Annotated in this window: 13 protein-coding genes; 8 read left to right on the plus strand and 5 right to left on the minus strand. The window is 63.4% G+C overall.

All coding sequences use genetic code 11. The annotated features are described in order from the left end of the window. Positions 1-1347 (minus strand): magnesium transporter (mgtE, locus tag GPT33_RS13165; protein ID WP_296809657.1); only part of this gene is annotated, 1347 nt, incomplete at its 3' end. Between the two features lie 352 nt (positions 1348-1699). Between mgtE and GPT33_RS13170 the strand changes: the two genes are divergently transcribed. From GPT33_RS13170 to ureG, 5 genes are all read left to right on the plus strand, one after another. Beyond that, positions 1700-2296 (plus strand): GNAT family N-acetyltransferase, encoded by a 597-nt coding sequence (locus GPT33_RS13170; protein ID WP_296809658.1) that lies wholly within the window; start codon positions 1700-1702, stop codon positions 2294-2296. An 18-nt stretch (positions 2297-2314) separates the two neighbouring features. Continuing rightward, a complete protein-coding gene (locus GPT33_RS13175; RefSeq protein ID WP_296809659.1) occupies positions 2315-3532 on the plus strand; it encodes a phosphatase PAP2 family protein in 1218 nt (405 codons plus the stop codon). A gap of 91 nt (positions 3533-3623) precedes the next feature. Next, positions 3624-4082, plus strand: coding sequence for an urease accessory protein UreE (gene ureE / locus GPT33_RS13180; protein WP_363929349.1), 459 nt, complete (start codon positions 3624-3626; stop codon positions 4080-4082). Next, the gene (locus GPT33_RS13185) at positions 4066-4752 is read left to right on the plus strand and encodes an urease accessory protein UreF (RefSeq protein WP_296809661.1); all 687 of its coding nucleotides are present in this window, start codon (positions 4066-4068) and stop codon (positions 4750-4752) included. The genes ureE and GPT33_RS13185 overlap by 17 nt, the downstream gene beginning before the upstream one ends. 10 nt (positions 4753-4762) lie before the next feature. Next, positions 4763-5377 carry an urease accessory protein UreG gene (gene ureG / locus GPT33_RS13190; RefSeq protein WP_296809662.1) on the plus strand — a complete coding sequence of 205 codons (615 nt, stop codon included), beginning with the start codon at positions 4763-4765 and terminating at the stop codon, positions 5375-5377. Positions 5378-5563: 186 nt separating this feature from the next. On the opposite strand, the gene moaE is transcribed toward ureG, so the two are convergent. Further along, complete coding sequence (gene moaE, locus GPT33_RS13195) at positions 5564-6034, minus strand: molybdopterin synthase catalytic subunit MoaE (protein WP_296809663.1); 471 nt, start codon at positions 6032-6034, stop codon at positions 5564-5566. A 246-nt stretch (positions 6035-6280) separates the two neighbouring features. On the opposite strand from moaE, the gene GPT33_RS13200 reads away from it, so the two are divergent. Next, the gene (locus GPT33_RS13200; protein ID WP_296809664.1) at positions 6281-6706 is read left to right on the plus strand and encodes a hypothetical protein; all 426 of its coding nucleotides are present in this window, start codon (positions 6281-6283) and stop codon (positions 6704-6706) included. Positions 6707-6755: 49 nt separating this feature from the next. After that, complete coding sequence (locus GPT33_RS13205) at positions 6756-7010, plus strand: hypothetical protein (RefSeq protein ID WP_296809665.1); 255 nt, start codon at positions 6756-6758, stop codon at positions 7008-7010. Positions 7011-7173: 163 nt separating this feature from the next. On the opposite strand, the gene GPT33_RS13210 is transcribed toward GPT33_RS13205, so the two are convergent. From GPT33_RS13210 to glgB, 3 genes are all read right to left on the minus strand, one after another. Then, on the minus strand, positions 7174-7746 hold the full coding sequence (locus tag GPT33_RS13210; RefSeq protein WP_296809666.1) for an NnrU family protein: 573 nt from the start codon (positions 7744-7746) through the stop codon (positions 7174-7176). 98 nt (positions 7747-7844) lie between these two features. After that, positions 7845-8303, minus strand: a complete 459-nt coding sequence (locus GPT33_RS13215) for a YaiI/YqxD family protein (protein ID WP_296809667.1) — start codon at positions 8301-8303, stop codon at positions 7845-7847. 14 nt (positions 8304-8317) lie between these two features. Beyond that, positions 8318-10603, minus strand: coding sequence for a 1,4-alpha-glucan branching protein GlgB (gene glgB, locus GPT33_RS13220; protein WP_296809668.1), 2286 nt, complete (start codon positions 10601-10603; stop codon positions 8318-8320). Positions 10604-10873: 270 nt separating this feature from the next. On the opposite strand from glgB, the gene glgC reads away from it, so the two are divergent. Next, on the plus strand, positions 10874-12043 hold a 1170-nt coding region (glgC, locus tag GPT33_RS13225), incomplete at its 3' end, for a glucose-1-phosphate adenylyltransferase (RefSeq protein WP_296809669.1).

Here is a 12043-nt window from a genome sequence, read left to right on the forward strand (position 1 = left end):
GATGAAGATGCCCGTGGCCATCGCCGGATCAATCTTGAAGTGGTGGAGGATCAGCGGAACGGCCGCGCCCATGGTCACGGCGAGCAGGGTCACGACGGTCAAGGCCACGCCTGCGGTCAACGCTAATCGGAGTGGATCCGCAACACCCACCAAAGGCCCCACGACGAGCACGATCCCGGCGAGGATCAGCGCCGCGATCGAACCGTTCAGCAAGGCCCCGAGCATTTCCTTGACGAGACGCCAGGGCAGATCGCCGATCCAGAGGGTGCCCGCCGCAAGGCCCTGGATCGCAACGGTCGCGGCCTGAATACCGGCGTTGCCGGCCATCGACATCACGATCGGGATGAAACTCGCAAGGATGGCCGCGGCGGCGATCTCCGCTTCGTAGGAGCTGATGACGCTGCCCGAGACGAGCGCACCGACCAGCCCGGCGAGCAACCAGGGTAGGCGATTCTTCACGATGCCGAGCACCGGGTCGTCGGCTCGCGCATCGGGGGAGACACCGCTCAGCAGGCGCACGTCTTCGTCGGCCTCGTCGCGGACCACACGTTGCAGCTCGTCGGCGGTGATACGCCCGAGTAATCGACCCTCGGCATCCACCACCGGCACCGTGATGAGGTCGTTCTCCCGGGTGACGCGGACGACCTCTTCCTGATCCATGTCCGAGCTGACAGCCACGAGGTCGGTGCGCATCACCCGGTCCACCTGAACATCGCTCGGGCGCAGCAGGAGGTCGCGGAGCTTCAGATAACCGAGGAGCTTGCGGTCTGCATCCACGATATAGACGGCCGAGAGTTTCTTGATTAGATCGGCGCGACGACGCACCTCGGCCACGACCTGCCCGACGCTCCAGTCCGGCGGCACCGCAACCAGCTTGCGGGTCATGATGCTGCCGGCTGAGTCATCCTGATAAGCCTTGAGCTCCCGGATGGCGTCGGCCTCGCGCAGGTGCGGGATCAGCCGCTCTTGGACCTCGTCGGGAAGCTCCGTCAGGACCTGAACCACCTCCTCTGTGTCCCGGCCGTCGAGGATCTCGGCGAGCCGCTCGATCGTGGCGTCCTCGAGCAAGGCAGCGCGAAAATCGTTGTTGAGCCCGGCGATCACCTTTGCGGCGGGGCCCGCCGGCAAGACCAAAAACAGTTTCCGCGCGCGCTTCAAGGGAAGCTGCACGAGCAGCTCGACAATGTCGCGCGGGTGCCAGGTCCGCAGCAGACGGCGAACCTCGTCGCGCTCGCCTGCCTTGATCATGCGCCCGATAGCCTTGACCAGGGGGCGATTGACGTCGAGGGTCTCGCCCGGTCGGCCGCGGGTCCAACGCAGCCGAAGCGCTTCGGTGGTCTCTGTCATGGCTGAGGCGGCCTTGGGTAGGATTGCTGATCGGCGTTTCGATGGCTCGAAACCCGACGAGTGTGGCAACACCGGCGGATCAAATCAAATCCGACTGGATTACACAGAACGCACTTCGGATTTTCCGAAGATCAGGGTGCGTCCCGCACGTCCGGTCAAGGCGCCGACGAGCCATAGCGGCCCCTACCGCGACGAGGCGCAGAGCGGTTAAGGGGCTCGAGCGGCGTGCAATGCGCCGAAAAATGCGCGTGCTCGGTATATGATGCCGCATTGAAGGTGTCGCCACGGCCGGGACTCGCGATTGCCGTTGCGGGACCGTTCCGAATCACGAGTGGCGGAACGAGGGTTCTCAATGTCCGATTTGCGCGTCGAGTGCCGCACGGGAGCGGATCTTATCGCCGACCTGCCGGCGCTCGCGCGCCTGCGCGTCTGCGTCTTTCGTGACTACCCCTATCTCTACGATGGAGACGCGCAGTACGAAGAGCGCTATCTGCGAACCTATGCCGATGCGCCCGACGGGGTCATGGTCCTGGTGCGCGACGGAGATCGGGTGGTGGGTGCCTCGAGCGGGCTGCCGCTCGCGGCCGAAACCCCGAACGTGATCGAGCCATTCAGGGCGCACGGCTACACGCCCGAGCGGATCTTCTACTACGGCGAGTCGGTCCTGCTGCCGGAGTACCGAGGTCTGGGGCTCGGGCGGCGTTTCTTCGCGGAGCGCGAGGCCCATGCCCTCGCGCTCGGGCGATTCGACCTCGCCTGTTTCTGCGCCGTGGAGCGACCCGACGACCACCCACGGCGTCCGCGGGATTATCGCCCGCTCGACGGCCTGTGGATGAAACAGGGATTCGTGAAACAGCCACAGTTGCGCACGACCTTCTCCTGGCGTGATCTCGACGAGGCCGAGGAAACCGCTAAGCCGATGGTGTTCTGGCTGAAGCACCTCGACTGAGCACGACCGAGACGACCCATGTCCCAAACCATTGCACCGCGCCGAGATTGGCTCCCGCAAGGCATCGCCTTGGTCCTGATCGCCTTGGTCGGCACCCTGCCCTTTTGGCTGACCGACCTGGACATCCAGGCCGCGGCGATCTTCTATCATCCGGAGGCGGACGACCCTTGGTACGAGGCCCAAGCACCGCTTTGGTCCTTCCTCTACGTCGCCTCGCCGCTCCTGACCGGCTTCATTATGCTCGGCGGTCTGCTCGTCCTCGGCGCCGGCGCGGTCTGGCAGTCGTTCAGGAGGCTGCGCTGTTATGCGATCCTGCTGATCGCCGCGACCATCCTCGGACCCGGCCTCATCGTCAACGGTGTCTTCAAGGACAACTGGGGGCGGCCCCGTCCGCACCAGATCGAGCCGCTGGGCGGGACCCGCGCCTATGTTCCGCCGCTTGCGATTTCCGAGCACGGCGACGGCAAATCCTTCCCCTGCGGGCACAGCTCGATCGGCTACATGCTCGGCGTCTTCTTCATGATCTGGCTCAGGCGCAGGCCGGTGCTCGCCTGGACGGCGCTGGCCGGCTCGCTCGCCTTCGGCACCCTGCTCGGGATCGGGCGGATGGCTGCGGGCGACCACTTCCTCTCGGACGTCATCTGGTCCGGGGTCATCGCCTACGGGATTGCCTGGGGGCTCTATTATTTCGTCCTGCGCATCCCGCGAAGCGAGGCCGCCGAGGCTGCGGCACCACCCTCCCCGATGCCCGAGCTGCGACGCCCGAAACGCACGGCGGCGGTCTATGCCCTCGTCGCAGCCCTGATGATCGGGGCCGTACTCTTGGCGACACCTCTGAAGAACGTGCAGATCCAATGGGTCCGGCCGGGCGATTTCGATCCGCCACCCAGGGTCTTGCGCCTCGTCGCCGATCAGGCTTACGTGATCCTCTTCTGGCCGGGCGGTACGCACCGCACGGCCGAGATGCGCTTGGAGGCACGTGGATTCGGGCTGCCCTGGAGCAAGGTCGAACCCGAATTGACCAACAACAACCAGATGCTGACCTATCGGATCAGCCATCAGGGGATCTTCACCGAGAAGGATACCAAGGTCGTCATGGGGATCGTCGCGAACGATTGGGATCGGGTCGAGGTCCGGATCGACGCGGGCGACATCCGGGTTCATCCCTCGCAGAACCCGCTACCCGAGCTCGACCTGCAGACGGGCGACGGCGAGGTCGTCCGGGTCGACCCCTGAGCGACAGCGCTCGGTATTGCGATCGACAACCACCTGCGAGGACCGCAGTCTTGACCACAACCGGGGCGAAGCCGTGCCGCAATCCGAACCCTTGATCCGCTTCATCCGCACGACCGCCGCGGACATCCCGGCGGACGTGACCCTCACGCTCACGTTGGAGCAGCGCACCCGCTGTCGGCTGCGCGTCATGCTCGACGACGGTCGGGAGGCCGGACTCTTCCTGCCCCGTGGCACCGTTCTTCATCACGGGGACGTTTTGATCGCCGAGGACGGACTGGTCGCACGCATCATCGCGGCCTCGGAGCACCTCTCGTGCGTCGAAAGCGCGGACCCGCTGCTGCTCGCGCGCGCCTGTTATCACCTCGGCAACCGACATGTACCTCTGCAAATCGAACCCGGGCGGCTCAGCTACCGACAGGATCAGGTCCTCGACGAGATGGTGCGCGGTCTCGGGCTCGCGGTGAGGCTCGTGGATGCCGGCTTCGAACCGGAGTCCGGGGCCTATGGCGGTCAGGGCGCGGATCATTCGGGCCATGTGCACGAGCACTGACGGGACGCTGCCTCTGCTGCGCCTGATGCACCTGGTCAGCCCCTCGCTGCCGGTCGGCGGCTTCACCTATTCACAGGGCATCGAATGGGCGGTCGAGACCGGTTGGATCCGCGATGCCGACGACTTGGAACGCTGGATGGCCGATCAGATCGGGAGCAGCCTTCGGTATCTGGACCTCCCGCTCCTGGTGCGAATGCAGGCCGCGTCACGCGAGCGCGATCAGGCGGTGGTGTCCGGTTGGGTGGATATCCTCTTGGCCGGTCGGGAAACAACGGAGCTGCGGCGCGAGGAGGCCGCTCGTGGACGTGCGCTCGCCGATCTGCTCATCGCCTGGGGGCTTGAGGACGCGCTCGCCTGGAAGCCGCAGCTCGCGTGCAGTCAAGCTGCCGGCTTCGCCTTCGCCGCGGACGCATGGCGGATCGCGCCGAGCGACGCAGCGACGGGCTATGCCTGGAGCTGGCTCGAGAATCTCGTTGTAGCCGGGATCAAGCTCGTGCCCTTGGGCCAGACGCGCGGCCAACAGACGCTGGCGCGCCTGGCAACGCTGATCCCGAGCACGGTCGCCGCGGCTCTGGAGATCGCGGACGAAGAGATTGGCACCTCGACCCCGGCCCTGGCAATCGCAAGCTCCGCCCACGAGACCCAATACACCCGCTTGTTTCGTTCCTGAAGGAGACACCATGGTCGATGCATCACCCCTGCGCGTGGGGGTCGGCGGTCCCGTCGGCTCCGGCAAGACGGCGCTGCTGGATGCGCTCTGCAAGGCGTTGCGTGACCGCTATCAGTTGGCGGTGGTCACCAACGACATCTACACCCGTGAAGACGCCGAGTTCCTGATCCGCTCCCAAGCCTTGGCCGCCGAGCGCATCGTCGGCGTGGAGACCGGCGGCTGTCCGCATACGGCCATCCGCGAGGACGCCTCGATGAACCTGGCTGCTGTGGAGGATCTGCAGATCCGCTTCCCGGATCTCGATCTCGTCTTCATCGAGAGCGGCGGCGACAACCTCGCCGCCACCTTCAGTCCCGAGTTGGCCGACCTGACGATCTATGTCATCGACGTGGCCGAGGGCGAGAAGATTCCGCGCAAGGGCGGACCCGGCATCACCCGCTCGGACCTCCTGGTCATCAACAAAATCGACCTGGCACCCTACGTGGGGGCATCGCTGGAGGTGATGGAGCGCGACTCCAAACGCATGCGCGGGGAGCGGCCGTTCGTCTTCACGAATCTGCGCACCGGTCAGGGGCTGGACAGGGTCCTCGGCTTCATCGAGCATCAAGGGATGCTTCGGGCTTAAACCGCGTCTAAAGCGACATGCGTCACTTTCATTTTGCGTTTGGCTTCGGAGATGTCCTCGATCTCGGTGAGACGCGGTTTAAAATTTAATGTTTTTTAATACTTTAACCGCGCCGGCTCCGACAGTCGTCGGAGCCGGCGCGGCCAAGGCATTCCAACAAATGACGCATATCGCACCGGGCGCGGTTTAAGCCTCGGAAGATCCCTCCACCCAGCGCCGCGCCGCTTCATCGTCTGTCCTGCGCGCATCGACCCACCGCTCGCCCTGCGCGGTCTGCTCCTTCTTCCAGAAGGGTGCGCGGGTCTTGAGATAGTCGATCAGAAACTCGCAGGCACGGAAGGCCTCGCCCCGGTGTCGACCGCTGACGCCCACGAAGACGATCGGATCCTCCGGTCTCAGCTCGCCCACGCGATGCAGGATGCTGACGTCCTCCAGATCCCAGCGTTGCGCCGCCTCCTCCGCGATCGCGCCGAGTGCCTTCTCCGTCATCCCCGGATAGTGCTCCAGGGTCATGGCGGTCACCTCGGCGCCTTCGTTGATGTCGCGCATCAGACCGACGAAGGTGACGACGGCGCCGACCTGCGGCTTGTCGCGGGAGAGAATTTTTTGCTCCTCCGCGATGTCGAACGGATCGCATTGAACTCGAATGCGTTGCATGGACGGTTTCTCCGACACTGGTCTCCGGGAGTCGACCCCGGTCTGCCCTGCCCGGTCCGATCGGCAGGGGCTTCAGGGGGATTCTATACTTTCGAGTGCGAGCGTTCGGCCTCGGATCTCGCCGGCTGTCAGTCCGATCCGGGCATCGAAACCGTCCGCCGAGGGAGAGCCGCTCAGGGACGAATCATGCCCGATGTTTCTCCAAGTTCCTGTTTCGGTCAACCATCCACCAAGAGGAAAGCGACGATGAACTGGAAAGAACAACTCGACAAAGCGGTTGCGGCAGTCAAAGAGGCCGCCACGAGCGAGAACGCAAGGGATATCGCGGGCAAGGCGAAAGCGGCGGCCATGGGTCTGGTCGAGAAGGTCAAAACCGGCGCTGTCGACGCGGCCGATGCCTTCGTCGAGGCCAATCGCGATCCCTCCGCGCTGTCCGTGCGCTTCCTGAACGCGGATCTGACCATCGTCTCGCCCGCAGAGGGCATCTCGATCACGCGACCGGATGCCGCAACCCTTGTGGTCGAGGATGGCTCCGGCAATGGCGTCGTCATCAACGCGGGGGCCGATCCAGCCGTTGTTGTCGAGGCGATCGGTACGGTCGCCAAGCTGAGCGACAATACCTTCGACCTGGGTCAAGAAGACGGTGTCAACGTCGTCGTGACCAAGTTCTGATCGGTCCGAATCGCGAGGCGCCTCGCCGTCTCGCGATAATCCCGCGACCATGCCTCCGCTCATCGCGCGAATCACCGAGTGGCCCCACCGGGCCATTCACTGGCTCTGCAGCGGCCGCGCCGACTACACCGCCTTCCAGAGGCGCAAGGCTACACCCGCACACCGGGCGCGGCGCTCGCTCTGCCTGGCCGTCTGGAGCGGCGCCGCCATCCTGATGCTGCTCTGCCCGAGCGCGGGCTGTGTCGCGACCTTCATCCTGATCGCTACCTTCGTGAGCTTCTCGCTCTTGGACGAGCGGCCCTGAATCGTCTTGGGCAAATCCCGGAACCGCGGCTCCTAGCTGCACATCGGAGCATTCCACACCGAGACGGCCATAGGTTGTGCCGAGCCCTTCGGAGACCGCTCAACGGCGTCCAGAGCGAGATGCGTCATTTTCATGTTGCGTTTCCGTGCGCGGTTTAGACCGCTCACCCGATCGGTGCCACGCCCATCAGGACCTTGTGCAGCCAGAACATGAAGAGCAGGTAGAGCCCGATGCCGCCGATGATTGCGATGGCGTCGTTCACCTGATTGGGTGGTGCCCCATAGACGGTCGGGGTCGCACGATGTTTGAGCGAGATTCGATCGGCAACCGCCCATGCCAGAAAGGTTCCGAACAGCAGGATGTCGGCGGCCGTGCCGTTGGCGAGTAGGTGTGCCGTTGCCCAGATCTTTACCGCGAGCAACATCGGATGCTTGGTCGCGGACTGGATCCGACCCGGAAGGTAGGCAGCCAGGAGCAGCGGAAAGACCGGCAGCATCAACAAGAGGCTGACATGCCGCATCCAGACCGGCGGCTCGTAGATGACCAAGGGCACCAGACGGGCGGCCCCGTACCCCGAGACGATCAAATAGAATCCGACCAGGGCCAACAGCCCATACACAGCCTTCCATGGGATCTCGCCGAATCGCGCGACCAGGTCGGTGCGCCATTGGCTGTTGATGATGGACACCGAGTGAATACCGAGAAACAGAATCAAACCGAGGACGAGTACTGCCATCCGAGGATTCCTCCAAAAGCATTAAAAATTCACCTGAACCGCGTCTCGACAGGATCGTGGGCCGCGGCGAGATCGCTCTCATTCGAAACCCCCGCAGATTACGCCGGACGCGTTTTCGTTTTCGCGAGAAACGCATCCAAGGCGTTCGCGAACGCCTGTCGATCACGCGGCCCGAAGGCGGGCGGCCCACCGGTGTTGATCCCGCTGCCGCGCAGGGTATCCATAAAGTCGCGCATCGTCAGGCGCTCGCGGATATTGTCCTTGGTATAGCGCTCGCCACGCGGGTTCAGGGCTTGGCCGCCCCCGTCGATGACACCGGCGGCGAGCGGGATATCCGCGGTGATCACCAAGTCGCCGGGGTTGAGTCGCTTCAGGATCTCGTTGTCGGCGACATCGAACCCCGCACCGACCCGCACCGCGCGGACCAAGGGCGAGGGCGGCGTGCTCACCGGCCCATTCGCCACGAGGGTCACCTGAACGCCGAGCCGTTCCGAGGCGCGAAAGAGGATCTCCTTCACGGCATTCGGACAGGCGTCGGCGTCGACCCAGATCTCCAACCGTCTCGGGCCCGCTAGCTCGACTCGGCCGCAACAGGCGGCGCGGCCGGCAGGTGCTCGGCATCGGTGATCGCGCCCTCGACCTCGCTTGCAACCGCGTCGGCGGACGTCGGCTCGTGCACCAGAATCAGCCCGGCGAGCGGAGGCAGGGCGATCGGGATGGAATAAGGCCGTCCCATCCAACTCACGGGTTCGGCCTCGACACCTCCCTGGTTGCCGACATTGCTGCCGCCGTAGAGCTCGGCGTCCGAATTCAGTGCCTCGCGATAGAAGCCGGACTCGGGTACGCCGATTCGGTAGTTGGTGCGCGGTACAGGAGTGAAGTTGAATGCGGCGGCCACGATTTGCTTGCCGGAGCGGTCCTTGCGCAGATAACTGAGCACGGATTGGGAGCTGTCGTGACAATCGATCCACTCGAACCCGGAGCTGTCGAAGTCGACCTCATGCAGCGCGGGCTGTTCCCGATAGAGGCGATTGAGGTCCGAGACAATGTGCTTGATGCCTTCGTGCTGCGGACGCTCGAGCAGATCCCAATCCATCGCCTCGTCGAAGTCCCATTCGGCGCCGTGCGCGAACTCGCAGCCTTGGAAGAGCAATTTCTTGCCGGGGTAGCTGAACATGAAGGTGTAGAGCAAGCGCAGACTCGCGAATTTCTGCCAGGCATCACCGGGCATCTTATCCAGCATTGACTTCTTTCCGTGCACCACCTCGTCATGCGAGAAGGGGAGCACGAAATTTTCGGTGAAGGCATAGAGAAGGCCAAACGTCAGCAGATCGTGGTGATAATGACGATAAATGGGATCCTTCTGCATATAGGACAGGGTATCGTGCATCCAGCCCATATTCCATTTCATGCTGAAGCCGAGTCCGCCGAGATAGGTCGGACGCGAGACCGCCGGCCAGGCTGTGGATTCCTCGGCAATCATGAGCGTACCGGGGTGCTGCTCGTGCGTTACGGTATTGAGCTGGCGGATGAAGTCCACCGCTTCAAGGTTCTCGTTGCCGCCGTATTTGTTCGGGATCCATTCACCGGCATTGCGCGAATAGTCCAGATACAGCATCGAAGCGACGGCGTCCACGCGCAACCCGTCGAGATGAAACTCGTCGAGCCAATAGAGCGCACTCGACAGCAGGAAGTTCTTCACCTCGTTGCGGCCGAAATTGAAGATCAGGGTTCCCCAATCCTTGTGCTCGCCCATGCGCGGGTCAGCATGCTCGTAAAGGGCTGTACCGTCGAAGCGCGCCAATGCATAGGCGTCCTTCGGGAAATGCGCGGGCACCCAGTCGAGCAGCACGCCGATGCCCCGGCGATGCAGATAATCGACGAAGAAGCGAAAGTCGTCCGGCGAGCCGAAACGGGCACTCGGCGCAAAATAACCGGTGCATTGGTAACCCCAGGAGGCGTCCAATGGATGTTCCGTGATGGGCAGGAGCTCGATATGGGTAAAACCCAGCTCGGTCACATAGTCCGCAAGCTGCTCTGCAAGCACTCGATAATTGAGAAACTCGCCATCCGCACCCCGCTGCCATGATCCGAGATGGACCTCGTAAACGGAAAAGGGCCGATGCTGCCAATCCGATTCGGCGCGGGTCGCCAGCCAGGCCTGATCGGCCCAACGGAAACGGCTGTCCGGACAGATGAACCCTGCAGTTTGCGGGCGCTCCTGGAAGGCCTGCGCGTACGGGTCGATCTTGACGTGGATGTTGGTTGCGCGATCGCGGATTTCGTACTTGTAGAAACCGCCTTGTCCGATTCCGGGGATGAATAACTCCCAAACACCCGTGCCGCCGCGCACACGCATCGCGTGGGCGCGCCCATCCCAGCGGTTGAAATCTCCGACGACGCTCACGCGCTCGGCGCTCGGCGCCCAGACCGCGAACTGCACGCCCGATACGCCGTCGACATCGCTCAGGTGCGAGCCCAAGAACCGGTATGCATGCCAGTGGCGCCCCTCGCCGAAGAGGTGGAGATCGAAATCCGCGAGCTGCGGCGGAAAGCAGTAGGGATCGTGATGGACGTGGTGGTGACCGGCGGCATCGATCCAGTCGATGCGATAACGCTCGGGAACTTTGGATGCCGAGCCTTCCCAAACGAAAAAGTCCGTTCCCTCGATCCGCGCGAAGGGCTCGGATGCCTCGACCAAGGCGGCCGACTCGGCACCCGGCAGGAACACGCGGACCACTGCCCGGTCGCCATCGAGGTGCCGGCCGAGAACCTCGAACGGGTCGTGGTGACGTGCATCGATAATGCGCTGCAGGGGTTCCGGAACCTTGGGTGCTTGCTGTGTCGCGGTTGCCATTCTGACGTATTTCCTTCGCTGTCGGCTCGCGATGTCGCCTGTCATCGGCGCTGTCACGGAAACCGTTCGATATCGCGGGGCCGCGCCCCGAGTCTGCGGGCTGGCGGCAGACGGGCGCGACAGGTTCGGGGGTCTCGTCGGGATCGACAGCCCTAAGTACGGCGCGGGAGGAACACGACCGCAGGGCAGTGCGCCGACGCTTCGGACCGTCTTGATGTTAACATAAGGGGACTAAACTCATGCCTCGCCTAGACGACAACAGGAGGACTTATGCCCCAAACGAATCCCCGGTTCGTCAGCCGCCTGACCCGAAATACCCTGGCGCTGATCTTGGCCGGAGGACGGGGCTCGCGCCTGATGCACCTGACGGCGTGGAGATCCAAGCCGGCCGTTCCCTTCGGTGGAAAGTTTCGGATCGTGGATTTCCCGCTGTCGAACTGCATCAATTCCGGTATCCGCCGCATCGGTGTCTTGACGCAATACAAGGCGCATTCACTGATTTTGCATATCCAGAAGGGCTGGGGGTTCCTGCGCGGCGAATTCGGCGAGTTCGTGGAGTTGTGGCCCGCCCAGCAGCGCGTCGCGGAAACCGCTTGGTATGCGGGAACCGCCGACGCAGTATTCCAAAATCTCGACATCATCCGCGATCACAATCCGGATTATATTCTGGTGCTTGCCGGCGACCACATCTACAAGATGGATTACGGCGCCATGATCGCCTACCACGTCGAATCCGGCGCGGATATGACGGTCGGATGTCTTGAGATGGAAACCGAGCGCGCCAGCGACTTCGGAGTCATGTCCGTCGACAGCGAGGGGCGCGTACTGCAGTTCTCCGAAAAGCCGAAGGAACCCGAATCCGTTCCCGGATCGCCGGGGAAGAGCCTCGTTTCGATGGGCATCTATGTATTCAATCGCGGTTTCCTGTTCGAGCAGCTGATCAAGGATGCCGACACCCCGCGCTCCTCTCATGACTTCGGCAAGGACATCATCCCTGCCGTCATCAAGCACTATCGCGTCATGGCCCACACCTTCCGCGACCCGCGCAGCGGCGAGCAGGCCTATTGGCGCGATGTCGGAACACTCGATGCCTTTTGGGAGGCCAACCTGGAGCTGATCGGCGTGACGCCGCCCTTGAGCCTCTACGACAAGAGCTGGCCGATCTGGACCTATCAAGAGCAATTGCCGCCGGCGAAGTTCGTGTTCGACGACGAGGATCGACGCGGCATGGCGGTCGACTCCATGGTCTCCGGCGGCTGCATCATCTCCGGGTCCACGGTGCGGCATTCGTTGTTGTTCTCGAATGTGCGGGTGAACTCCTATGCCTATGTGAAGGATTCCGTCATCCTGCCGGATGTCGTGATCGGCCGAAACTGCACGATCCGCAATGCCGTGATCGATCGCTATTGCCAGATCGACGAGGGAACCGTGATCGGCCTC

The organism is Thiocapsa sp. (assembly GCF_011390875.1).
In the GTDB taxonomy this organism is placed as follows: domain Bacteria; phylum Pseudomonadota; class Gammaproteobacteria; order Chromatiales; family Chromatiaceae; genus Thiocapsa.